The organism is Pseudomonas caricapapayae (genome assembly GCF_001400735.1).
GTDB lineage: Bacteria > Pseudomonadota > Gammaproteobacteria > Pseudomonadales > Pseudomonadaceae > Aquipseudomonas > Aquipseudomonas caricapapayae.
This window is the reverse complement of record NZ_LJPW01000144.1, coordinates 137,386-161,597: the sequence shown is the minus strand read 5'-3', so window position 1 is coordinate 161,597 and position 24,212 is coordinate 137,386. Positions and strand designations below refer to the sequence as shown.

Genomic DNA, 24,212 nt, shown 5'->3' with positions numbered 1-24,212 from the left:
TTTATCCGCTATTGCGCATCAGCCGGACTGGAGCCCGGTTGATGCGCGCTACCGCTGCAAGGAGTCGTCTCAATCCAGCCGCAGCTCAGGCGGTTCCGGTGCATCCTTGGTCGCCGGGGTCACGGTGGTGTTCACCGGTTGCAGCGTCGTTTGTCCGGTCGGCGCACCGCTCTTTTCGCCTGGTTCGGCGGGCACCAGTTTGTATTCCAGGCCCTGGGTGTTCTTGAGGTAGATCTCCATCTGACGGAACGAGATGTTGATGTGCTGCTTCTTGAACTCGCGATTGATGAAGCGGTTGATTTCGTCGAGCACCGGGTTGCGGTCGCCCAGATCGCGCACGTGCATGCGCAGTTCGTGGTCGAGGGTGCTTTCGCCGAAGTTCAGGAAGTAGACGATCGGTTCCGGTTCCTTGAGCACCCGGGGGTTTTCCCGTGCGGCTTGCAGCAGCAGGGAGCGCACCAGATCCAGGTCCGAGCCGTAATCCACGCCCAGCTTGAGGGTTACGCGGGTAACGGTGTCGGTCAGCGACCAGTTGATGAGCTGGCCGGTGATAAAGGTCTTGTTCGGGACGATGATGTCCTTGCGGTCGAAGTCGGTGATGGTCGTGGCACGGATGCGGATCTTGCTGACCGTCCCAGACAGGGCACCGATGGTGATGGTGTCACCGATACGCACCGGGCGTTCGAAGAGGATCATGATCCCGGAGATGAAATTGGCGAAGATCTCCTGCATGCCGAAGCCCAGGCCCACCGACAGCGCCGCGACCAGCCACTGCAGCTTGTCCCAGCTCACGCCCAGCGTCGACAGCGTGGTCACGAAACCGATCCCGGCGATGGTGTACGACAGCAGCGTGGTGGTCGCATAGGCACTGCCTTGCGCGAGGTTCATGCGTGACAGCACCAGCACTTCCAGCAGGCCGGGCAGGTTGCCAGCTAGCACGAAGGTGATGACGATGATCACCCCGGCTCCGAGGAAATCGCTCAGGCTGATCGGCACCATGCTCATGTTGGCACCGGTGCCACTGGTGTATTCGTAGAGGATGATGTTGTCCAGATACGCGAATACCGTGATCAGCTCGGCCCACACCAGATACAGCGCGCCGACGAAACCCGCCAGTAGGGCCAGACGAATCAGACGAAGTGATTGCTGGTTGACCTGTTCGATGTCCAGCTTGGGCTCTTCGACCGGAATATCACTGTCGCCGTTTTCTCTGGCTGCCTGACGCTTGGCCAACGCGCGCTGGTATGCCAGTCGCCGGGCGGCGACGCTCAGACCGCGAACGAAAGTCGCCTCGACCATCAGCCAGATCATCATGAGGTACAGCGTGTCGATGAGGCGGTCGCTGAGCTTGAGCGCCGTGTAGTAGTAGCCAAAGCACACTGCCAGGAAAAGAGCGACGGGCAATGCCGTGAACACCACGCCGACGGTCTTGCGGAACAGCGACGCGTTATGGTGAGTGGGGCTGGAGATCAACAATCGGCCGAGCAGCCAGGTCATCAGGGCGTAGCAGGTCAGGACCACGCCGATGCCCAGCACATCGTCGGCCAGTGCGGCTGGTTGGTGTTCGGCTACCGCCACCACGGCCACCAGCGCCAGCACCACCAGACCAAGGCGACGGACCCAGCCACGCAGGAACTCGACCTGCGCCGTTTCCCAGCGGAAATGCAGTTGTGCAACGCCGGACGGGGCGAGGACGCGGTAAGCGGTGTAGAACACGAGCCACGCAAGGGCAATCTGCAGCAGTGCCTCGCCCAGGTTGGCGTTTTGCCCGCGGGCATCGATTTGCAGGGCATAGCCGCACAGCGCCAGTCCCAGCGCCACGGGCATGGCCAGCAGCACATTGATCAGCAGCGCCAGCGGGGTTTTCCACTGGCTGTCACGTTTGAAGTGGCCGATGTCGGCGTGCAGGCGATTGAGTTTCTGGTACAGCGCCTTGCGTCTCCAGGTCAGTACGCCGATCAGCAGCAATAACGGCAGGAACAGCAGCGGCCGCTGAGTCAGGCCGTCTGACAGCTCGGTGAGGCTGGATGTCCACGGCAGGGTAGCGATCTGCTTTTGCAGGCGTGGCCAGATATTCTGAAACCATTCCACATCCAGCGGTTTGTTGCTGGGGATCCAGAACATCTGCTCGTCCAGCGTCGAGCGCAGGCCCTGAGCGGTGCTGGTCAGCTGTTTCTGGTTCAGTTGCAGCGTGATGGACTCGTTCAGCAACGCGCTCAGTTCGCGGTTCAGGCGCTCCAGCAGATCGCTGCGGGTGATGGCCAGGTCCAGCAGCGTCCTGCGCAATTGCGGGGTAACGTTTTCCGGCGGTTGAGTGGCGAGCAGCCGTTCGACATAAGCCGTGGGTGTGCTCATCTGTTCGCGTTGCTGGTTGATGTCGAACTGATACAGGCGGATGTTGGCGATTTCGTCAGCCAGACCCTTGTCCAGCTCCAGATGCGGCAACGCTTGCTTCTGCTTGTAGAGAATCTTGGACAGCAGCAGGCTGCCGCTCAGTACGTTGATCTGCTCGCTGAGGGCTTGGTCGGTCTGGGTCAGGTTGTCGAGTTGCTGTTTGGTCTTGAGGTTCTGCTGGGTCAGTTCGTTGAGGCGATCGGTGCCGCGCAGCAGGTAATCGGACAGCTTGAGGTTGGCGGCGCTTTCAGTCGCCAGCAGGCTGCTGCCGCCGGACTTCTGCGCCTCCAGGGACAGGTCGGCGACCGTCTTCTGCGACTGGGCACGACGCTTGTCGTTGATCAGGGTTTGCAGGTCCTGAATTTCCTGTTCCTGACGTGCGACTTTTTCAGTCAGCAAGTCGTGCTGACTGTTGCCCAGGTCCTGCAACTGGCTGTTGCCGGCCAGTTCCTGACGGCGCAGCAGGTTGAGGGCATTGATCGAGGCCAGTTCCGCATTGAGCAGGTTGCGCTGGTCGGCGCTCAGGGTCTTGCCGTTGTCCTTGCCATTCTTGAGGATGGCGTTGATCTGCTGAATGCGCGTCTGATTGGCGCTGATTTCAGTCTGCGCCCGCTCCGGCCGGGTTTGCGCCGTTATGGCCAGGCTGTTGGCATCGTTGAGTTCGCTCTGCAAGTCACTTTGCTGAGTGCTGCGCTGGCTGAGAAGCTGCTCCAGTTGCGGTACATCGAGGCCGCCATAGCGCTGAGCGACGGGCACTATTTTGCTTTCTTTCAGGCGGGCCAGCTCACGCTGGTTTTCCGATGTCTGTTTGGGTGCCTGGGCGAGCTGCTGTTTGAGTGCTGCCAGTTTCTGTTCGCTGTCCTGCTTGCTGTTCAGAAAGGCCAGTGTCTGCTCAAGCACCTGTTGCAGCGCTTTTTGCTCGGCGTCAGGCAGCTTGCGGTCGGCAATCTTGTCGAGGCTTTGCTGTACGGCATCGCTGCTGGGCGGATCGGCGGCGAGCGCCGGGAAGGTGGACAGGCAAAGCGCAAACAGTGCGGCAGCACAAATGGAACGCAGGGAAAACATAGACACCGGTCGCATGATGATACGTGTGGATTGGCAGTTTAAAGGAACAGTCCGGGGCCCGGGCGGGTTCCTTCGGGGAATTTGACGCCCACTTTCTGGATCTTGTTCCCGTCCATGACGGCAACTGTCCAAATAGTTCCATTCCATTCAATCTGGTCGCCTACCACCGGTTCGCCGCGGTTCTTCTGCACGATGAACTGGCTGAGCGGCATTCCGGGATCGATACCGTCGAGTTTCAGACCATAAAGCGCCGCGACTTCCCCCAGTCGTGCATCACCTTCCAGTACAAAGTCGCCGAAGAAGCGCAGGTCCAGACCGCGTTGCGGTGCCTGGCTGAACAGTTTGCCCAGCGCGGGAAGGTCATGTTCGTGGCCGATCACACACAACAGGTCACCCACTTCCAGCGTCGTGCTGCCGGATGGATGGAGCAATTGCTGGCCCCGGAAGAGTGCCGCGATACGAGTGCCTTCCGGCATCTTGAGTTCGCGCAACGCCGCACCGATGCACCACTTTTCAGCGCCCAGGCGGTAAACGAACAACTCCCACTCACTGGTGACATGGACCTCCAGCGCTGCCCGCGAGATAGGCGCAGGATCGGGTGGAACCGTCACTTTCAACAATTTGGCCATCCACGGCAGGCTGGTACCTTGCAGCAACAGCGAGACCAATACGATAAAGAACGCCAGGTTGAAATACAGCTGAGCGTTCGGCAACCCTGCCATCAACGGAAAGACTGCCAGGATGATCGGCACCGCGCCGCGCAGCCCGACCCAGGCGATAAACGCTTTTTCGCGGCCATGGAAAGCCTTGAACGGCAGCAGCCCGACCATCACCGACAGCGGGCGTGCGACCAGAATCATCCACAGCGCCAGGCCCAGTGCGGGTATTGCAATCGGCAGCAGGTCGTGAGGCGTGACCAGCAGACCGAGTACCAGAAACATGCCGATCTGCGCCAGCCAGGCCATGCCGTCGAGCATGTGCAAAATGCCGTGGCGGCTGCGGATAGGGCGGTTGCCAAGCACCAGGCCGCACAGGTAGACCGCGAGAAAGCCGCTGCCGTGAATGGCGTTGGTCAGGGCAAAGATCGCCAGACCACCGGCGATCACCAGAATGGGGTACAGGCCCGCCGCCAGATTGATGCGGTTGACCAGTTGCAGCAGGATCCAGCCGCCACCCAGGCCGATGAAACTGCCGATGCCGAATTCCTGGATCAAATGCCCCAACAGCCCCCAGTGCAGCCCGGTCTGACCACTGGCCAGCATGCCGATCAGGGTAACGGTCAGGAACACCGCCATAGGGTCGTTGCTGCCCGATTCGATCTCAAGGCTGGCGGTGACTCGCTCGTTCAGGCCTTTGCCGCCCAGCAGGGAGAACACCGCCGCAGCGTCTGTCGAGCCAACGATCGCGCCAATCAACAGCCCCTGGATGACGCTCAGATTGAATAGCCAGGCAGCCACCATGCCAGTCAGTACAGTGGTGATCAGTACACCTACCGTTGCCAGCGACAAGGCAGGCCACAGTGCTACCCGGAAACTGGCCACCCGTGTGCGCAGCCCGCCGTCGAGCAGGATCACAGCCAGTGCAAGGTTACCGACCAGATAGGCGGTGGCGTAGTTATCGAAGATGATCCCGCCGCCGTCGACACCTGCGACCATGCCCACGGCCAGAATGATGACCAGGATCGGGATGCCCAGACGTGATGAAAGAGAACTGACCAGGATGCTTGCGGCTACCAGCAACGCGCCGACCAGGAACAGGCTGTTGATGGTGGTGGCGTCCAAGGGCGGTACTCCGTAGAAAACTGAATTGAAGCGAGAGGGCGAGAACTGACCATGCAGTCCGCGTGCCAAGCGATTTAACCTGTTGAATTGCTTGGCTGTCAAAGAGCAATTTCAACCAGTCGCCACAGATCAGCGCTTCAGCGCACATCGCTCGTTGCAATCCGCCGGCTGGCACATACGTATGTACCGCAGACCAGACCCTCCTGAGCCCTGCTGTCGAGGTCCCGACCACAGGAAGGTTTTCATCAAGGACGATGAGTTTGCTGTAAATCAGGACACCGGAATCCTGTCTGGCAATAATCATGATCCTGACACCGGGTTCTGGGTGCGGGTGCGTCAGGACTTTTCGGTCAGCGATTACTCCCGACTGATCCCTGTCAACGTGGGTAACGCGTTCAGTGTTTGCAGTGGTTCGCCGCTATTCAGGGTGAGCCGTTTGCTGAATCAGCCTTATGCATCGGCAGATCAGTGACGGTATAGATAGTTAGTGCCACGAACGCTCCGATGAATGATTACGTGCATGACTTCTCAATTTGCAGGAAGACGTCATGACATCCACTCCCCCGGAAACACGCAAAACCGATCAGCAACTGCTGCGCGAACGCGCGCGGCAGTTTGTTCTCGATTATCCCGACCTGCACAACCTGGCCTGTGCTGCCGCCAGCAAGATCATTCTTCAACACACTCGCAGAGCGCTCTCTCCGGAGCATGTGTATTGGCATCGTTTCAGTAGCGCGAGCAGCAGCCCGCGAACCTTTACCGGCTGGCAACACTCCGGAGCGCCGGTGCAGTCGATGACATTGATCGAGCTGCTGATACGGCAATTCAGCGCCCATGACCAGCAAAACGTCGACGAGCTGTCCCTGTACAGTGGTTTTTATACTGATGGCGCGGACCACGGGGTCTTTGACGAGCGCAATGAGGTACCCATGCTGCCTAAGGATGTGCTCAAAGACATGTGGACGCTTGATTTCAGCGCACAGTACACCCGCCGGATAGAGCGCTTCTGGAGCAGGCACAGTGAGGACTTTTGCCTTCTGGCCAAGGCGCAATATCTGGTCGCAGCCGGCAATTGCCTGCGCAAGGGGCAGTTGTCGACTGACGACTTCAGACAGGTTTCCGGCATCGTTATCGCGGATCCACTACAGACGCCTACGTTGAAGGCATTGCAGGCCACGCTTCCGTTACCTTCCGGCGTTTCGGTCCATACTCTGGATATCGATGGCATCAAAGCCCATGACCTGCTGCGTATCGTCACGGCCGAGGGGCGGCAGGTGATCTACTGGCCAGGTGCCGAGCAGCCTTTTCTGGCCTTCGATGGCGAGCGCGCCTTGTACAACTGGCTCAAGGGTCAGTTCATGGACAAGAAGGCAGCCAGGGTTATAGAGGGGCATTTCCTGCGTGGTGAAGCGTCCCGAGTACAAGACAGCGCCAGGTTTGCTCGTGGGGTAAGCGATTTGCTCGCGCACGATTGGCGTGCTGACGTTCAGCTTATAAACAGGGCGCACGCGGCTATTGCAGGCGACCCCTTTGTTTACCTGCGTGATATTGCCTGCCAAGTCATGACTGCCGATGCACATCAACTGCTGACGTCCAATGCCGAGCTGCGCAAGCAAGTGTGGATCGGTTATCTCAGCGCCTTCATGCAGGCTTTTGGCGGACTTGCCCCGCTGGGTTGGCCGATCGCTTTGACACTGGTTGGGGCCAGCCTTGCCAACACCGGGTTGAACATCGATCAGGCGGTCAATGGCAAGACCCCCGCGCAACGCAAGGCTGGCGTGCTGGGCGCAATCATTAACGCCGTTTATCTGCTTTTCAATCTTCCTCTGCTGCTTTCCATACGTGCCATTCCCCAGTCAGTGCCTGCGACGGCAACGGACATCGGGCCAATCGCCAGCGAAGCGGCGGAGGGCGGCAGCGTGGCTGTCGACCGGCTGGACAACCTGGAAGGCAACCTGCTGCTGGACAACCTCACGCCCTCAGCCGAAGAAGGCAGGCTTCGTGGCATTTACACGCTGGCTAATGGCGAAACCTGGATCAGGCTTGCGCAACTGCCGTATCGCGTGATGTTCAATGAGCAGCAGCAATGCTGGTTTATCGTCAACCCTGAGAATCCTTTTGCATTCATCGCCAGCAACCCTGTCCGCCTGGGTGCTGATGGAGAGTGGGAATTGATGAAGCCGCTCGGCTTGCAGGGTGGCGCGCCTATGGAACCGCAGGTGCCGTCAACCAGTGCATCTGCCTTGGCAGGCAAGGCTTACGGGACGGTGCGCTCGACGTTTTGGGACAGGTACCTGCAAACGGACGTGTTCGGTGAGCAACGTTATGCGGAGGCGGCTGTGGCCCGGCAAAAGGAGGTCATGGCGATTTGGGAGCCCACTTCAGAGGATGGTCTGGAATCTGATTCGTCTTCCGAAGGCAATGAAGTGTACAGGGACCCCTGGCAGGGTAAACACCGGGTATTCAAGTTGGGCGAGGACGACTATTACGGCGCTAATATCACGCTTTATACCCATGAAGATTCGGAATTCAATCAGTTCCTGCGCTCAGGTCAGTTCAAGGATGCCAATCAGATAAGAATCATCGAACGGCTGGCCGAAGATATCCACGTGGTGGGGTACAACAATGATGTAGATTTGTATCGTGGCGGCAGTGGGAGTCGGGGCACTTCGGGCGCCGTGTTCCGCAGCGGGCAGATCAAGGTCGGCGATGTATTGGTCAATACCGACGTCACTTCGTTCAGTGAAAACCCTTATGTAGTCAGTGCCTTCGCCAGCAGTCGGGCTGGCGAGCCCACCACCGCAATCTCTGCCCCGGTGACATTTGATGACAGCTCGGTGGTCTTCGTTTTGCCCAAGGGGCGATACCTTCGGGCCACGCCGATTGCGCCTTTTTCAGCCTCTCCCAATGAGGCCGAATCGATTTTTCTGCCGGGATGCTACTTCCAGATCGACAGCATCGAAGAAGTGCGCGGCGAGTTTTATCGCATCATGAAAATCCAGATGCAGGAAGTGGATCGTCCCACCCAGGGGCAGCCGCTTTACGACATGCGCTCGGGTGAACCCTTCAGTCGGGAACAGTACGCCCTTAAACTGGGCGCTGATGCCAAGGTATTGATCGACCGGTTTTTTCCTCAGGGGGCATCGGTTGATCTGTTCAGCCCTCACTGAGCAGCCCGTCGAGCCTCTCTGTGTTGATTAAAACCACTCGTCGCGCATCGACAGGCAGGTGGTATCACGGCTTTCCAGGATCGCCAGTTCGTGATGGCAGCCCGGTACTTCCCAAGTCAGGAAGTACCGGGCGGCTTGCAGTTTGCCGTGATAAAAGGCGCTGTCGGGCTGACTGCCTTTGCTCAGCCCTTCCTCGGCGCGGATTGCCTGTTCCAGCCAGCGCCAGCCTATTACCGTGTGGCCGAAGGCTTTGAGGTACAGCGCCGAATTGGCCAGTGTGCTGGTGATTCTGCCCTGTGCCAGATCCGTCAACAGCCCCAGCGTGACAACCTGCATGCGTGCAACCAGTTGCTCCAGAGGCTGGCGCAGCTCGTCCAGTGACTGATGGGCCTGCGCGCGCTCGCCGGTGTCCGCGATCAGACGCAGCAGTTGCTTGAGGCCCGTGCCGCCATTCTGCGCCAGCTTGCGGCCAAGCAGGTCCAGCGACTGGATGCCATGAGTACCTTCATGAATCGGATTGAGCCGATTGTCCCGGTAATACTGCTCGACCGGGTATTCGCGGGTATAGCCGTGGCCGCCGAGCACCTGAATCGCCAGCTCGTTGGCTTTCAGGCAGAACTCCGAAGGCCAGGATTTGACCACGGGTGTCAGCAAGTCCAGCAACTCATGGGCGTGCTTGCGGACGTCTTCGGTTTCACCGGTTTGCGTGTCATCGAACAGTCGCGAGGCATACAGGCACAGGTCGAAAGCACCTTCCACATACGCTTTCTGAGTCAGCAGCATGCGCCGCACGTCGGCGTGTTGAATGATCGGCACGGGCTTGCTCTCGGGGCTCTTGCTGTCTGGCAGCCGACCCTGCGGACGGTCACGGGCGTAATCCAGGGAATACAGATACCCTGAATAACCGAGCATGACCGCGCCCAGGCCTACACCGATGCGCGCTTCGTTCATCATCTGGAACATGTAACTCAAACCCTGATGAGGTTTGCCGATCAGGTAGCCGACGCATTCCCCGTTATCACCGAAATTCAAGGCGGTGGAGGTGGTGCCTTTCCAGCCCATCTTGTGAAACAGCCCAGCCAGCAATACGTCGTTGCGTTTGCCGAGACTGCCATCATCATTGACCAGAAATTTGGGCACGATGAACAGCGAGATGCCTTTCACCCCACCCGGTGCATCGGGCAGTTTCGCCAATACCATGTGCACGATATTTTCCGACAATGCGTGATCGCCGCCGGAGATGAAAATCTTGTTGCCACGCAGTCGATACGTGCCGTCCTCTGCCGGCTCTGCGCGGGTGCGAATGTCCGAAAGTGACGATCCCGCATGTGGCTCTGTCAGCGCCATGGTGCCGAAGAAGCGCCCCTCGATCATGGGTTGCAGGAAGCGCTGTTTCTGCTCGTCATTGCCAAAGCTTTCGATCAGATTCGCCGCGCCCATGGTCAGAAACGGATAGGCGGTGGTGCCGACATTGGCAGCCTGGAAATGCGCGAAACAGGCTTGGGACAGCAAGGTCGGCAACTGCATGCCGCCCGCCTCGAAATCACGCGATGCATTCAGGAAACCGGCAGCCAGAAACGCATCCACCGCAGGTTTGACCTCCGGTATCAGGATCGCTTCGCCATTTTCATAGCGCGGCTCGTTCTCGTCGGCCTTGCGGTTGTGCGGCGCAAAATACTTTTCGGCCAGGGTACGCGCCGTGCCCAGCGCAGCATCAAAGGTTTCCCGCGAGTGCTCGGCAAAGCGCTCACGCTGTGTCAGGCCTTCGGCGTCCAGCACCTCATACAGCTCGAAAGCCAGATTTCTGGAACTGAGCAACGACTCGGACATGATGGCGTACCTGTTCTTGGAATGGCTCAAGTCTATGTCGGGTTCAGGGGGGAGGGTAGCAAGATTGATTCGGGTGATGGTCGAGCGTGTGCGAGGGGAATCGAGATGAATGCAGTGCCTACCAACGCCGAGCATGAGGACGAGTAGTGTGCTCCAGGCACCTCTCGTTCCGCACACTCCAGCATGGCAACGCCTTTTGTGACGCTCTGCGTCATCTGTTGCAGCGCGGCATCACCCGATCGTCATCAAGCTCGCATTCCCGCCTGCTGCAGCGGTATTGACGCTCAAGGCGCGTTCAATCACCAGGCGTTCCAGCGGTACGTTGGTTTCGCCGTGGGACAGGCCGTTGACGCCGACAATCGCGCCACTGCGTTGCGCGATCTGCTGGCAGATGGCGCGTAGCTGATCGGAGTCGCCGTGGTGCAGGACGGCATCTACAGCGACTTCGTCCTTGGTCCAGTCAGGTATCAGCTTGATGCGTGCCTGAACGTCCTTTGGCAAACGGGCGCGCAGTGGCTTGCTGATGTCTGTTTCCGGCCACACGGCAGCGCTGCCGACAGCCAGCACCGCAGCAAGTTGAATCAGCAGATCGTTCTCATCATCCGCCAGGCAAAGCACGTGCTCGCGCGGCAGGATGGCGTAACTGTTGCGCTCGCCGGTCGGGCCCGCCAACTGCCGAGTGATGCCGCTTTGCGACTGCTCGGCATATTGACCGCACAGGGCATCCAGTTCTGGTTGCTGGTTGCTGGTCGCCCAGCTCCTCAAGGCTTGCAACGGTTTGCTCAAGACTTCACGCAGACGGATGTCCGGTGCGGACAACGCGTCACTGCGCGCGAACGATTTCTCGATAGCATCCTGCGGGCGCGTCGACAGCAGGCGGTACAAGTACAGCGGACCACCGGCTTTGGGGCCTGTGCCCGACAACCCCTCGCCGCCAAAGGGCTGCACGCCCACTACCGCACCGACGATGTTGCGGTTGACGTAGACGTTGCCCGCGTTGACGTTATCAATGACCTTGGCGATGGTCTCGTCGATGCGAGTATGAACGCCGAGGGTCAGGCCGTAACCCGATGCGTTGATCTGGTCGATCAACAGGCCGAGTTCCTTGCGCTTGTAGCGCACCACGTGCAGCACCGGACCGAAGATTTCGCGTTGCAGCTCATCGAAGCTTTCCAGCTCGATCAGGGTCGGCATCACGTAGGTGCCGCGCTTGAGTTCAGAGCTGTCGGCGATGGCCACCTGATAAACCGTACGGCCCTTGTCGCGCATGGTCTGGATGTGTTTTTCGATCCCGGCCTTGGCTTCGGCGTCGATCACCGGGCCGATGTCGACGGACAGACGCTCCGGGTTACCGAGACGGCTCTCGGCCATCGCTCCTTTGAGCATTTCGATGACGCGGTCGGCTGAGTCTTCCTGCAGGCACAGCACGCGCAATGCCGAGCAACGTTGACCCGCACTGTCGAACGCGGAAGACACTACATCGATCACGACCTGTTCGGTCAGCGCTGAGGAGTCGACGATCATTGCGTTCTGGCCACCGGTTTCGGCGATCAGCGGGATCGGTCGGCCCTGCGAGTCGAGCCGACCGGCCACGTTGCGTTGCAACAGGCGGGCGACCTCGGTGGAGCCGGTAAACATCACGCCTTTGACACGTTCGTCGCCTACCAGGCCCGCACCTACCGTTTCACCGCGCCCCGGCAGCAATTGCACGACGCCTTCCGGGATCCCCGCTTCAAGCAGCAGGCGCACGGCCTGGGCGGCGATCAGCGGTGTCTGCTCAGCCGGTTTGGCCAGCACCGGGTTGCCCGCAGCCAGTGCCGCTGCTACCTGACCGCTGAAAATCGCCAGTGGGAAGTTCCACGGGCTGATGCAGACCACCGGCCCCAGCGGACGGTGAGCATCGTTGGTGAAATCATTGCGCACCTGCACGGCGTAATAACGCAGAAAATCCACGGCTTCGCGCACTTCGGCGATGGCGTTGGCGAAAGTCTTGCCCGCCTCGCGTACCAGCAGGCCCATCAAAGGCTGTATTTCGGCCTCCATCAGGTCAGCGGCACGTTCCAGAATCGCGGCTCGTTCGGCTGGTGGTGTGGCCTGCCAGATCGGGCCGGCGCTCAAGGCGCACTGGATGGCGTTATCGACATCCTGAAGCGAGGCTTCCTGGACGTGGCCGACCACGTCACGTAGATCCGACGGGTTCAACGCAGCAGTCAGTGTGCCAGCGCTCGAAGGGCAGCCCAGCACGGGGACAGCTTTCCAATCGTTGTGCGCGGTGGCGAGCAGAGCCGAGGACAGCGAAGCCAGGCGATGCTCGTTGGCCATGTCGATGCCGCTGGAGTTGGCGCGCTCGCTGCCGTAAAGGTCACGCGGCAGCGGGATGCGAGGGTGCGGCAGGCCGAAACCGCCTTCCTGTGTGGCCATACGCTCGATCTGGCTGACCGGATCGGCCACCAGCTCCTGAATGGAGATCGAGTGGTCGGCAATGCGGTTGACGAACGACGTGTTGGCACCGTTTTCCAGCAGGCGACGCACCAGATAGGCCAGTAGCGTTTCATGAGTGCCGACCGGCGCATAAACGCGGCATGGGCGATTCAGTTTACCGTCGGCGACCTTGCCTACGACCTGTTCGTACAGTGGCTCGCCCATGCCATGCAGGCACTGGAACTCGTACTGGCCGGGGTAGTAATTCTGCCCGGCGATCTGGTAGATAGCCGCCAGCGTGTGAGCATTGTGCGTAGCGAATTGCGGGTAGATGACTTCTGGTGCTGCGAGCAGTTTGCGGGCGCAGGCGATATACGACACGTCGGTATACACCTTGCGTGTGTACACCGGATAGCCTTCCAGACCTTCGACCTGGGCACGCTTGATTTCGCTGTCCCAGTACGCACCCTTGACCAGGCGGATCATCAAACGGTGGCGGCTGCGACGTGCCAGATCGATCACGTAATCGATTACATAAGGGCAGCGCTTCTGGTAAGCCTGAATCACAAAGCCGATGCCGTTCCAGCCGGTCAATTGCGGCTCGAAACACAGGAGTTCGAGCAGATCCAGCGACAGCTCCAGCCGGTCGGCTTCTTCGGCATCGATGTTCAGGCCGATGTCGTACTGTTTGGCCAGCAGGGTCAGCGACAACAGGCGCGGGTACAGCTCTTCCATCACGCGCTCATACTGGGCGCGGCTGTAGCGTGGGTGCAGTGCCGACAGCTTGATGGAGATTCCCGGCCCCTCGTAGATGCCGCGCCCGTGGGAGGCCTTGCCGATGGAGTGAATGGCCTGCTCGTAGGACGCCAGATATTTCTGGGCGTCATGTTCGGTCAGTGCAGCCTCACCCAGCATGTCGTAGGAGTAGCGAAAGCCCTTGGCTTCAAAGCGACTGGCGTTGGCCAGGGCTTCGCCGATGGTTTCGCCGGTGACAAACTGCTCGCCCATCAGGCGCATGGCCATGTCGACGCCCTTGCGGATCATCGGTTCGCCGCTCTTGCCGATGATGCGGCTCAGCGAGGATGTGAGGCCTGCTTCGTTGTGCGTGGCGACCAGCCTGCCAGTCAGCAACAGGCCCCATGTGGCGGCGTTGACGAACAGCGACGGGCTGTTGCCCAGGTGCGGCTGCCAGTTGCCATTGCTGATCTTGTCGCGAATCAGGGCATCACGCGTGCCCTTGTCTGGAATGCGCAGCAGCGCTTCGGCCAGACACATCAGCGCAACGCCTTCCTGAGAGGACAGCGAAAACTCCTGCAGCAGACCTTGAACAATGCCTGCGCGGCCACCGGCGCTTTTCTGATTGCGCAGTTTTTCGGCAATCGACGCGGCCATCTTGTTGGTGGCTTCGGCAACAGGCGCGGTCAGACGTGCCTGCTCCAGCAGCATCGGCACTACTTCCTGTTCGGGGCGACGGTAGGCCGAGGTAATGGCTGCACGCAAGACCGACTGCGGCTGAATGCTTTCGGCAAATTCCAGAAAACATTGCAGCCCCGGGTCTTCCGCCACTTCGCCCCGGTCTTCATGGTCTTTGCCCAAGGCACCGTTGAGCTCCAGCAAGGTTGCACCACTCTCCAGCTTTTCCAGGTAATTGAAAATCGCCTGCTTGATCAACCAGTGTGGGGTACGGTCGATCGAATGGGCAGCGGCTTTCAATCGCTCGCGGGTCGGGTCGTCGAGCTTGACGCCCAGAGTAGTGGTGGCCATGGATTGTCCTCGTTATAGCCACACGCAAGTGGCATCGGCTTTGGCGCAGATTAGCGCCGTGGCGGGGTCAGGTGCAACCGAGTGCAACCCTGTTTCGAGAATATTTTGTGACATTTACGGCGAGCGCGTGGAAATAGCACCTGTCCGCCCAAGCCTGGTGCGCGATTATTTGTGGATTACGCTGAAAACGCCCTAAAATGGCGCAGAAAAGTGCTTGTGTCTGTTTTTTTGTAACAGGTGCAACTTGCACGGTGAAATGGGTTGCACCTTCTCTGGTTTGTTTAATAGGATTCATGCCCGCGGTGCAACCGCCAGTCATCGATTGCCGATCCTTGCGGAGCGATCAGTCAACGCGGTGTCGGGTGCAAAAGCACGGATGCGCCGGATACCGGTCGCCATTCCCTTTGGCATCGGGTGCCAACATAAAAACAATGCCAAGGCAGAACTCATGAGTGTCAGCAACCCTACCTTGATCACGTTCGTGATCTATATAGCGGCAATGGTATTGATCGGCCTGATGGCCTATCGGTCTACCAACAACCTTTCGGATTACATCCTCGGCGGGCGCAGCCTGGGCAGTGTGGTAACAGCACTTTCAGCAGGTGCTTCGGACATGAGCGGCTGGTTACTGATGGGGTTGCCGGGCGCCATCTATATATCTATATGTCCGGCCTGTCGGAAAGCTGGATCGCCATCGGTCTGATCATCGGCGCCTACCTGAACTGGCTGTTCGTGGCAGGTCGTCTGCGTGTGCAGACAGAGCACAACGGCGACGCACTGACCCTGCCGGATTACTTCAGCAGTCGCTTCGAAGACAACAGCGGCCTGCTGCGCATTATTTCGGCCATCGTGATTCTGGTGTTCTTCACCATCTATTGCGCCTCCGGCATCGTTGCGGGAGCGCGTTTGTTCGAAAGTACGTTTGGCATGTCCTACGAAACTGCACTGTGGGCCGGTGCGGCGGCGACCATTGCCTATACCTTCGTCGGTGGTTTTCTGGCCGTGAGCTGGACCGACACCGTGCAGGCCACGCTGATGATCTTCGCCCTGATCCTGACGCCGATCATCGTCCTGCTGGCGACGGGAGGAGTCGACACCACGTTCCTTGCGATTGAAGCCAAAGATCCGACCAGCTTCGACATGTTCAAGAACACCACTTTCATCGGCATCGTTTCTCTGCTGGGCTGGGGCCTGGGTTATTTCGGTCAGCCGCATATTCTGGCGCGCTTCATGGCAGCTGACTCGGTCAAGTCGATTGCCAGCGCCCGACGCATCTCCATGGCCTGGATGATCCTGTGCCTGGGTGGCACTGTGGCGGTGGGCTTTTTCGGTATCGCTTATTTCTCTGCGCACCCGGAGGTGGCCGGGCCGGTAACCGAGAATCCGGAGCGTGTGTTCATCGAGCTGGCCAAGCTGTTGTTCAATCCGTGGATCGCCGGTGTGCTGCTGTCGGCCATTCTGGCTGCGGTGATGAGCACGCTGAGCTGCCAGTTGCTGGTGTGCTCCAGTGCGCTGACAGAAGACTTTTACAAGGCGTATCTGCGCAAGGGCGCTTCGCAGCTTGAGCTGGTATGGGTCGGACGTGCGATGGTCTTGCTGATCGCGGTCATTGCGATTCTGCTGGCTGCCAACCCCGAGAACCGTGTATTGGGGCTGGTGAGCTATGCCTGGGCAGGCTTCGGCGCAGCGTTCGGTCCTGTGGTGCTGATTTCGGTGTTGTGGAAAGGCATGACACGCAACGGTGCGTTGGCCGGTGTGATCGTGGGGGCCGCGACTGTCGTGCTGTGGAAGCAGTTCAGTACCCTGGGGCTGTATGAAATCATTCCCGGCTTCATCCTGGCCAGCCTCGCCATCGTGATATTCAGCCTGATTGGCAAGCCTGCGTCGGCATCGATGCAGACACGTTTCCTGGCGGCCGAGCAGGAGTTCAAGGCAAACCGCTGATAACGCAGGCTACACAAAAAACGGCCCGTTCTTCGGTGAGAAGTGCGGGCCGTTTTGTCTGGGCTTGAGCGTGCGTCGCGTTCAGCTCTTGTTATGGTCGATATCGAGGTTGTAGAACGTAGCCTTGCCGCCCTCTGAGGTATACCCGGTATTGTCCTGGGTATAGACCCCCGCCTTGAAGTACAGAAGCTTGTCCCGCCAGGTCTCACTGATGCGGATGCTCCAGTCTTTATCCTTGACGCTGACGGACAATTTTCCGCCTTTGCTCAGATGAATAACGTAATTGAAGGTCTCATTCAGCTTCACACCTTCCACGAGGGTGTAGACCTTGCTCTCATTGTCGTCATAACGGTTACGGACTTTTGCAACAATATCCCCGGTCTTGGTGTCTTCCTTGTACTGATACTCGACTTTCAGAAGAGGCTCGGTACTTTCGTACGCGTGTATCTGTCCGATAACGATCTTGCCCGTGGAAGGCACTTGGTCGACTTCCAGTTTTGCATTCAGATAATTGTCGGCGTCCGGATATACCCAGTTGTGCAGTGAGCCATCGGACCAGGTTTCGCGAAGTTCGCTGCGAGCATATTTCGCATTTTCGGTTTTACTTCCAGTGACGGGTGACCAGAACACGATGGAGTCTGATTTTGATTTGAAATATTTACCGTCATAGCCTTTTACCAACTGAGGGGTTTCGATGGTCTTGGGGGGCGACCCCACCGGAATGCTGAGATTCCACGATCCAAGATCTATCATTTTATCTCCGTCCGTAAATGTCTTTGTCACTCATGGAAAAGCCTCTGGGACGAGGCTTTGGGCGGGTTTTATACGACTTGTAGGACAATTTGTTAATGAAAAATTGTCGAACGGATGACGTCAAAGTGCTGTCACTTTTCCTGCAGGGCAGATTCCACATGGCGTGTAGCGAATGACCGTTAGTCGGGTAGGTCGAACTTTGATGGTAGGGAAGAGGTGCCTTGCTTCTGCTTTTGGCGAGACGGGGCTAGAGTTATTCCAAAGTATGACGGTCGTCCTGAAAGTCAGGCGTCATGCCCACACAGAGAAGCAGCATGGAACGCGTGCCAACCCAGCCACATGATGGCTCTTCGGTTTTACTGGTTGTAGACGATTACCCTGAAAATCTGGTGACGATGTGCGCTGTTCTGCAAAGAACGGACTGGCACATTGTGACGGCGAGTTCAGGAATCGAAGCATTGACGGTACTTCTTGAGCAGGAAGTCGACCTGGTACTGCTGGATGTGCAGATGCCGGGCATGGATGGCTTCGAGGTCGCCCGGTTGATGCGTGGCAGTCAGCGGACCCGTCTTACCCCTATTATCTTTCTGACCGCCAATGAGCAGACTCAGGATGCCGTGCAGAAGGGTTATGCGAATGGTGCGACGGATTATCTGTTCAAGCCCTTCGACCCTAATGTGCTCAAGCCCAAAGTGCAGACCCTGCTTGAGCAGCAGCGCAATCGTCGTGCGCTGCAACAGCTTTCGCTGGAACTGGAATCGGCCCGCGCATTCAACGCGTCAGTGTTGGCCAATGTCGCCGAAGGCATTCTGGTCGTGGATGAGGCCGGTACGATCAGCTTTGCCAATCCCGCCATTTGCCAGTTGTTGAACGCATCGGTGGACCAACTGCGCGGTACGCAAGTGCTGGATTACATCATCGAACCGCAAGTTGGCAGTTGGCTGGAGTCAGGCTTTTACCAGCACTATCGCAAGGCCGACACCTACCGGGTGCACGATGCCATTTTGCGCACTGCACAAGGCACGCAGTTACCGGTCGCGCTGTCCTGTGCCGCGTTGCCCGCTGAACAGAAAGCGATGGTACTGACTGTCCTCGATATGTCGGTGGTCCGTGATCTTTATCAGCAACTTGAAAAGCAGGCAGTGACCGACGCCTTGACGGGGCTGCTCAACCGTCGAGGGCTTTATCAGGCGGTTGAAAGCATGCTGCTGCGCAACGAGCGTGCGGATAAATACCTGGTTGTGCTGTTCATGGACCTGGATGGCTTCAAACAGATCAATGACGCGTTGGGCCATGACGCGGGCGATCAGGTATTGCTCTGGGTCGCCGAGCAGTTCAAGGACAGCATGCGACCCTACGATGTTCTGGCGCGCATTGGTGGCGACGAATTCACAGTTGTGATCGATGGGCTTGATTACCCGGAACAGGCCGCCAAGATCGCCGAAAAGCTGATTGAGCGGGTATCGGGAAGGCGCCAGGTCGATGGTGTCGATATCACTCTGGGCGCCAGTGTCGGTATCGCGACCTTTCCGGACTGCGGTTCGAACCTGGACGGTTTGCTGCGTGCGGCAGATATCGCCATGTATGAGGCCAAGCGCGCGGGACGCCAACAATACCGGTTCTACGACCAGAACATGAACGGACGCGCCCGCTCGCGGCTGATGCTTGAGGAAAGTGTGCGCACGGCCATCGACGGCAAGGATTTTTCAGTGGTGTATCAGCCTCAGGTGCATGTGGCGGATGGTCGCTTGCGCGGTTTCGAGGCCTTGCTGCGCTGGCAGCATCCTGCGGTCGGTGAAGTGCCTCCTGCGCTGTTCATTCCCCTGCTTGAGGAGACCAGGCTGATCAACCGGCTCGGCAGCTGGATCTTCGATCAGGGTGCCGAGCAGCGTCAGGCATGGAGCCGGGTCTTTGCCCCCGACGTGGTGCTGAGTGTCTGTGTCAGCCCCACGCAATTCTGCATGCCCAACCTGGCCTCGGAATTGAAACGCGCGATGGATCGCTTCGAGCTGAAGCCTGGGCAGATCGAGGTGGAAATCACCGAGAGCTCGCTGGTGCATAACCTAACGCACAGCCATAAACAGCTGAAGTCGCTGCATGATGTCGGTGCGCGCATTGCGCTGGACGACTTCGGGACCGGTGAATGTTCGCTGTCGCACCTGCGCAACCTCCAGCTCGACACCTTGAAGCTTGACCGGCGGTTTGTCGCCAACATCGTCGGGTCCAGGCGCGAGGCTGCGATGGCCAGCAGTATCATCGACCTGAGCCGTAACCTCGATATGCTGGTCATTGCCGAAGGGGTCGAGACTGCCGAGCAATACCGGTGGCTGGCGGATAATGGTTGCCAGGTCATGCAGGGCTTTCTGATCGCTCATCCGATGGTGGCCGAAGAAGCGCTGCATTTTCCCGGGCACTTTGAAGGGGCGGGCTTGAGGCAGGGCGGATTGTTGTAGAATGGCGGCTCTCTACCTCATGCAAAAGGCACCATGACTGCATCCAGCCATGTTCCGCTCAAATACCTGCAGGCCTACCCGCAGGCCCTGCAGGATCAGGTGCATCAGCTGATTGCCCAGGATCGCCTGGCGGATTACCTGCAGCAACGCTATCCTGCGCGCCATCAGATTCAGAGCGACAAAGCCCTGTACGCGTATGCGCTGGCGCTCAAGCAGGATCATCTGCGCAACGCGCCGGCCATCAGGAAGGTCCTTTTCGACAATCGTCTCGACCTGACCCATCGTGCGCTTGGGTTGCACACTAAAATCTCCAGAGTGCAGGGCGGCAAGCTCAAGGCCAGCAACGAGATTCGTGTGGCAGCCTTGTTCAAGGACGCACCACCGGAATTTCTGAAAATGATTGTCGTGCACGAGCTGGCGCACTTCCGCGAGTCGGACCACAACAAGGCGTTCTACCAGTTGTGCGAGCACATGCTGCCCGGTTATCACCAGCTGGAATTCGATTTGCGTGTGTATTTGACCTATAACGAGCTGCAAGCTTCGAGGGGCTAGCCTTCAGCGGCAAGCGTATTGCTTTGTGCCGTTGGCCTGCAGCTTGAAACTTGCGGCTGCTTTCAAGGATACCCGAGCACGGCTTTGATACGGGTCAGGTTGCGCGCGATCCAGCTCTTGTCGATGGCACCCCAGTCGCGAATGCAGTAACTGCCCGAGTGATTACGAGCACCTTCCTGTTGTACGAACGCACACTCGATGTCCAGATCGGAAAGCGCGCTGATGGTGTCCTGCGCGGTGCGACGTGGCATGCCGGTCACGGCCGTCAGTTCGGGTACGCTGCTGGCGAGTTTCGAATCAATCAGGTACGCCACATACAGTCGGCGATAGAAACTGCTCCTGGTCTTGCTGATCTCCATCGACGAATCCTTTTTTCAATCCATTCAACTTGCCGCTCAAAGCTGACAGCTGTTTCTAGTCCAGGTCGCGGCGCATGCCGATATGGGGAATGTCGTCTTCCAGGTAGATGTCGCCTACCGGATTGAAGCCGTAGCGGCTGTAATAGCCCTGCAGGTGGGCCTGTGCCGATAGATAGATCGGCTGGTCGGGCCATTTGCGTTCGGCATTTTCCAGAGCCTGCTCCATCAATTCATGGCCAATGCCCCTGCTGCGAATCGAGGGTGCTGTCACTACCCGGCCAATGGTGACGTCGCCGCCCTGCTGGATAGGGTCGAGCAGGCGCAGGTAGGCGACCAGTTTGTCTTCCTGCCAGGCCATCAGGTGGCAGGTATCGCCCGTCAGGTCCTGCCCGTCCACGTCCAGATATACGCATTGCTGCTCAACCACAAACACCTCGGCGCGCAGTTGCAGCACGGCGTAGAGCTGCTCGATGCTCAGCTCGGTGTGGTGTTTGCAGATCCATTTGATAGACATGTCGCAGACTCGCAGGGAAATCAGAAGCGAAGTCTAAACGTATCCGGCGACATTCCCAATAAACGCCTTCAACGATGTACATACAGCTTTACTGAGCATGTTCCTCTCCTTGCTTGTCTACTGACGGCTTCAGGTCTTCAATTAAAAGCTGTAGGCACTCTCATGAGTGACCGTTTTGCTGCCGATAGGATTAAATCGGGCATGCTGCCCCTTTCAGGAACCTGAGCATGTCGCGATTGCGTCGAGCGGTTGGGGTGCTGGTCTTTCTGCTGTTGGCGCACGCCAACGCAGCTGAAAAGCTGCGCCTGGTCGCCGACCCGTGGCCGCCGTTTACCGATGCGCTTCTGCTCAATGGCGGGCTTGCGACCGATATCGTCAACACCGCCTTGCGCCGTGCCGGGTACACCACCCTGTATGAACAGGTGCCTTGGGCGCGAGCGATGCTGGGGCTGAGCGAAGGGCGTCACGATGTGCTGATCAACGCGTGGTTCAGTGAAGATCGCACCAAAATAGGCCAGTTTTCAGCTGAATACCTGCTTAATCGGGTGCGCTTCATCAAACGCAGGGAGTCGACCATTGAAACCCTGACTCACGAGCAGTTGCACCAGTACATGATTGCGGTTGTTCGGGGCTACGCCTATGCCCCCGCCTTTGACAGCGACAGCCTGCTCAAGAAAGTCCCCGTGCAAAACTTCTCCACCGCCGTGCGCATGCTTGCCGCCGAGCGTGTAGACCTGACACTGGAGGACGAATACGTAGCCCGTTACAACCTGGCGATGGAGCCGGATGAGGTTCGTGACCGTGTTGAATTCATCCCTGGCTCACTGAGCGAGAACAGCCTGCATATTCTGGTCAGTCTGAAGAATCCTCATCACGCCAGAATCGTTGCTGATTTTGATCGTGAAATTGCCGCGATGAAAGCCGACGGTACCTACGACGAACTGCTCAGACTGCACGGGCTGCAACAGCCTCCGGAGCCTTGATCAGGTGGGCGGCAAGCGTACGCAGCGGTGCCAGTTGGCGGCAGATCAGCGCCAGTTGGGCCTGCACCAGACGCTGGCTTTCGTCCATTTCCTCGGGGAGCTGTTCCAGCTGCGTGGCCAGTGCCTCCTCTGCATCACTTTGTACCGCGACAGGTTTCTTTTCGGCCAGCCCGGCGGCGATTTCGTCAATGCTGGCTGCAAGCGTTGCGCCGACGTTATCGATCAGATGTTCATGGACATCGCTCGGCAACTGGGTATCACGGTGCGCGCCGAGGCCGGAAAGGTAACTCAGCAGCGTGTGTGACAGCACCAGAAAACGGAAGCCGACGTCGGCCTCCTTACGAAAGTGGCCGGGCTCCATGAGCATGTTCGCGAGGGTCGTCGACAGCGCCGCGTCGGCATTATGGGCGTTGCGCCGTGCCAGTCGGTAGGCAAGGTCGTCACTCTTGCCCTTGGCGTACTGCTGCATGATCTGCCGCAGATAAATGCTGTTGCAGGTCAGGGTATTGGCCAGCACCTTGTTCAGGCGTCGTCCTTGCCAGTCAGGCAGGAACAGGAATACCGCGAGCCCGGCGATCAGGCTGCCCAATAGCGTATCGAACAGTCGAGGCAGGAACAGCCCGTAGCCGTCGCCGACCTGGTTGAAACAGAACAGCACCATGACCGTGATGGCGGCCGTCGACAGGGTGTAGCGCGTGGTGCGATTGACGAAGAACACCACGCCGGCCAATACCGCGCACATCGACTGCAGAATCGGGCTGGTGACCAGGTCGAACAACACCCAGCCGACCGTCAGGCCAATGGCTGTGCCGATGATCCGCTGGCCGAGTTTGCGCCGGGTGGCGCCATAACTTGGCTGGCAGACAAACACCGTGGTCAGGATGATCCAGTAGCCCTGTGACGGGTGAATCAGGTGCACCATCGCGTAACCGACGGTCAACGCCAGCGGCAGGCGCAGGGCGTGGCGGAACAGCAGCGAAGTCGGCGTCATCTGCAGGCGCAGGCGCGTCCAGACATCCTTGAGGTTGCGCGGTGAGCGGTCCAGCAGGCTGCTGTCAGTGGCATCGGCCACGGCGTCCGGGTTGCTGGCGTCGCTGATCAGTCGATCCAGCGTGCCGAGATTGGCAGCCAGCGCACGTAGCGAACGCAGCAGGCCGCGCCACGCAGGGTTGCTCTGGATGCGCAGGTGTTCAAGGGACGCGTGCAGGTCTTCCATGGCTTCAGCGAAGCTTGGGTCGTACACGAATGGCTGACGTAACTGGATGGATTCCGACAGCGCCTGACAGGCAACGCCTTGTTGGCGCAGCAGGCGCTGACAGCGGAACAGCACGTCGCTGTGGAAAAAGGCGTCGGCCAGCGAGTTGTAAGGGTAGTGCGACGAGCTGGCGCGTTCGTGGATGTCCTGGGCGATAAAGTACAGTTTCAGGTAGCGGCTGACTTTCGAGCCGGGTCGGCCGCTACCGACGCGGTGCAGGATGATTTCCTTGGTGGAGTTCAGTGCGGCGACCACTTTGCCGTTCTGCTGCGCCAGTTCCAGGCGACGAGCCTCGACGTTGAGTGTGCGGATCGGCTCAAACAGGGTCGATTTGAGCTTCAGGTACTGGCCCAGTTCACGGAACAATCGCGCTAGGGCCTGCTGCACCGGCTGATTGGAAAACAGCATCTGCCACAGCACCGACAGCAGGCCGTACCAGGCTGCGCCCGCGACCAGCAACATCGGCTCGTGCCAGAAGTCCAGTACCTCGCCGCCTCGCTGATCGACGCCGATCATGGTGTACACCGAGAGGATCAGCGTGCCGTAGGCAATTGCGCCATACCGTTCGCCCAGCGCACCGAGCATGGTCAGGCAGAAGCTCGCCAGCGCCAGTGAGCAGACAAACAGCCAGGGGTAGGGGAAGAGCAGTTCTACAGCAAGTGCGGCAACGCTGAAACATACCAGTGTCACGGCCAGAGCGTTGAGCCGGCCTTGCCAGCTGTCGTCGGTTTCGGCCAGTGCGCAGGCGATGATCCCCAGGAAAAGCGGGATCAGCAACGCCATCTCGTTTTGATACCAGCACAGCGCCATGCTGCCGGTCAGTGCGATAAAGACTCGAACGCTATAGCTGAATTTATCTAGCGCCCACAATCGACGGAATGTATGACGGAGAGATTTCGATGCCATGGATAAGCTGACGGCCCTGTTCGCAATTGATCGATTCTGCAGGAGGATATGTACAGACCAAATGACTG

At 58.8% G+C, this 24,212-nt stretch carries 12 protein-coding genes and 1 pseudogene; 5 read left to right on the top strand and 8 right to left on the bottom strand.

Features of this window, described 5'->3' with window-relative positions; translation table 11 throughout:
• Nucleotides 1–69: 69 nt before the first annotated feature.
• Both mscK and ALO80_RS20715 read right to left on the bottom strand, forming a co-directional pair.
• Complete coding sequence (gene mscK / locus ALO80_RS20720; RefSeq protein WP_055010351.1) at nucleotides 70–3,459, bottom strand: mechanosensitive channel MscK; 3,390 nt, start codon at nucleotides 3,457–3,459, stop codon at nucleotides 70–72.
• Nucleotides 3,460–3,497: 38 nt separating this feature from the next.
• Nucleotides 3,498–5,240, bottom strand: coding sequence for a potassium/proton antiporter (locus ALO80_RS20715; RefSeq protein ID WP_055010350.1), 1,743 nt, complete (start codon nucleotides 5,238–5,240; stop codon nucleotides 3,498–3,500).
• Nucleotides 5,241–5,788: 548 nt separating this feature from the next.
• Here ALO80_RS20715 and ALO80_RS20705 point away from each other — a divergent pair.
• Nucleotides 5,789–8,410, top strand: coding sequence for a dermonecrotic toxin domain-containing protein (locus ALO80_RS20705; RefSeq protein WP_055010348.1), 2,622 nt, complete (start codon nucleotides 5,789–5,791; stop codon nucleotides 8,408–8,410).
• 27 nt (nucleotides 8,411–8,437) lie between these two features.
• Here ALO80_RS20705 and ALO80_RS20700 read toward each other — a convergent pair whose 3' ends face one another.
• Nucleotides 8,438–10,240 (bottom strand): acyl-CoA dehydrogenase, encoded by a 1,803-nt coding sequence (locus ALO80_RS20700; protein ID WP_055010347.1) that lies wholly within the window; start codon nucleotides 10,238–10,240, stop codon nucleotides 8,438–8,440.
• A 231-nt stretch (nucleotides 10,241–10,471) separates the two neighbouring features.
• The gene (gene putA, locus ALO80_RS20695; protein ID WP_055010346.1) at nucleotides 10,472–14,425 is read right to left on the bottom strand and encodes a trifunctional transcriptional regulator/proline dehydrogenase/L-glutamate gamma-semialdehyde dehydrogenase; all 3,954 of its coding nucleotides are present in this window, start codon (nucleotides 14,423–14,425) and stop codon (nucleotides 10,472–10,474) included.
• A gap of 448 nt (nucleotides 14,426–14,873) precedes the next feature.
• Between putA and putP the strand changes: the two are divergent.
• Nucleotides 14,874–16,369 (top strand): annotated as a pseudogene (gene putP / locus ALO80_RS20690) (sodium/proline symporter PutP).
• A gap of 81 nt (nucleotides 16,370–16,450) precedes the next feature.
• On the opposite strand, the gene ALO80_RS20685 reads toward putP, so the two are convergent.
• Entirely contained in the window at nucleotides 16,451–17,122 is a 672-nt protein-coding gene (locus tag ALO80_RS20685; RefSeq protein ID WP_055010345.1) for a polysaccharide lyase family 7 protein, read from the bottom strand.
• Between the two features lie 314 nt (nucleotides 17,123–17,436).
• On the opposite strand from ALO80_RS20685, the gene ALO80_RS20680 reads away from it, so the two are divergent.
• Together ALO80_RS20680 and ALO80_RS20675 are read left to right on the top strand one after the other, a co-directional pair.
• The gene (locus tag ALO80_RS20680) at nucleotides 17,437–19,575 is read left to right on the top strand and encodes a two-component system response regulator (protein WP_055010344.1); all 2,139 of its coding nucleotides are present in this window, start codon (nucleotides 17,437–17,439) and stop codon (nucleotides 19,573–19,575) included.
• Nucleotides 19,576–19,608: 33 nt separating this feature from the next.
• Nucleotides 19,609–20,127, top strand: coding sequence for a M48 metallopeptidase family protein (locus ALO80_RS20675; protein ID WP_055010343.1), 519 nt, complete (start codon nucleotides 19,609–19,611; stop codon nucleotides 20,125–20,127).
• Between the two features lie 62 nt (nucleotides 20,128–20,189).
• On the opposite strand, the gene ALO80_RS20670 is transcribed toward ALO80_RS20675, so the two are convergent.
• Together ALO80_RS20670 and ALO80_RS20665 are read right to left on the bottom strand one after the other, a co-directional pair.
• A complete protein-coding gene (locus tag ALO80_RS20670; protein ID WP_055010342.1) occupies nucleotides 20,190–20,486 on the bottom strand; it encodes a winged helix-turn-helix domain-containing protein in 297 nt (98 codons plus the stop codon).
• A 55-nt stretch (nucleotides 20,487–20,541) separates the two neighbouring features.
• Nucleotides 20,542–21,000, bottom strand: a complete 459-nt coding sequence (locus ALO80_RS20665; protein WP_054986097.1) for a GNAT family N-acetyltransferase — start codon at nucleotides 20,998–21,000, stop codon at nucleotides 20,542–20,544.
• A gap of 227 nt (nucleotides 21,001–21,227) precedes the next feature.
• On the opposite strand from ALO80_RS20665, the gene ALO80_RS20660 reads away from it, so the two are divergent.
• Nucleotides 21,228–21,983: a substrate-binding periplasmic protein gene (locus ALO80_RS20660; RefSeq protein ID WP_055010341.1), complete on the top strand. Its 756-nt coding sequence runs from the start codon at nucleotides 21,228–21,230 to the stop codon at nucleotides 21,981–21,983.
• Here the strand turns inward: ALO80_RS20660 and yccS are convergent.
• The gene (yccS, locus tag ALO80_RS20655; protein ID WP_055010340.1) at nucleotides 21,946–24,144 is read right to left on the bottom strand and encodes a YccS family putative transporter; all 2,199 of its coding nucleotides are present in this window, start codon (nucleotides 24,142–24,144) and stop codon (nucleotides 21,946–21,948) included. The genes ALO80_RS20660 and yccS overlap by 38 nt on opposite strands.
• Between the last annotated feature and the right edge of the window lie 68 nt (nucleotides 24,145–24,212).

Coding starts and splice junctions, on each gene's coding strand:
- ALO80_RS20705 (WP_055010348.1), top strand. CDS start 5,789: ATGACATCCACTCCCCCGGAAACACGCAAAACCGATCAGCAACTGCTG.
- ALO80_RS20665 (WP_054986097.1), bottom strand. CDS start 21,000: ATGTCTATCAAATGGATCTGCAAACACCACACCGAGCTGAGCATCGAG.
- mscK (WP_055010351.1), bottom strand. CDS start 3,459: ATGTTTTCCCTGCGTTCCATTTGTGCTGCCGCACTGTTTGCGCTTTGC.
- ALO80_RS20680 (WP_055010344.1), top strand. CDS start 17,437: ATGGAACGCGTGCCAACCCAGCCACATGATGGCTCTTCGGTTTTACTG.
- ALO80_RS20675 (WP_055010343.1), top strand. CDS start 19,609: ATGACTGCATCCAGCCATGTTCCGCTCAAATACCTGCAGGCCTACCCG.
- ALO80_RS20660 (WP_055010341.1), top strand. CDS start 21,228: ATGTCGCGATTGCGTCGAGCGGTTGGGGTGCTGGTCTTTCTGCTGTTG.
- ALO80_RS20700 (WP_055010347.1), bottom strand. CDS start 10,240: ATGTCCGAGTCGTTGCTCAGTTCCAGAAATCTGGCTTTCGAGCTGTAT.
- putA (WP_055010346.1), bottom strand. CDS start 14,425: ATGGCCACCACTACTCTGGGCGTCAAGCTCGACGACCCGACCCGCGAG.
- ALO80_RS20685 (WP_055010345.1), bottom strand. CDS start 17,122: ATGATAGATCTTGGATCGTGGAATCTCAGCATTCCGGTGGGGTCGCCC.
- yccS (WP_055010340.1), bottom strand. CDS start 24,144: ATGGCATCGAAATCTCTCCGTCATACATTCCGTCGATTGTGGGCGCTA.
- ALO80_RS20670 (WP_055010342.1), bottom strand. CDS start 20,486: ATGGAGATCAGCAAGACCAGGAGCAGTTTCTATCGCCGACTGTATGTG.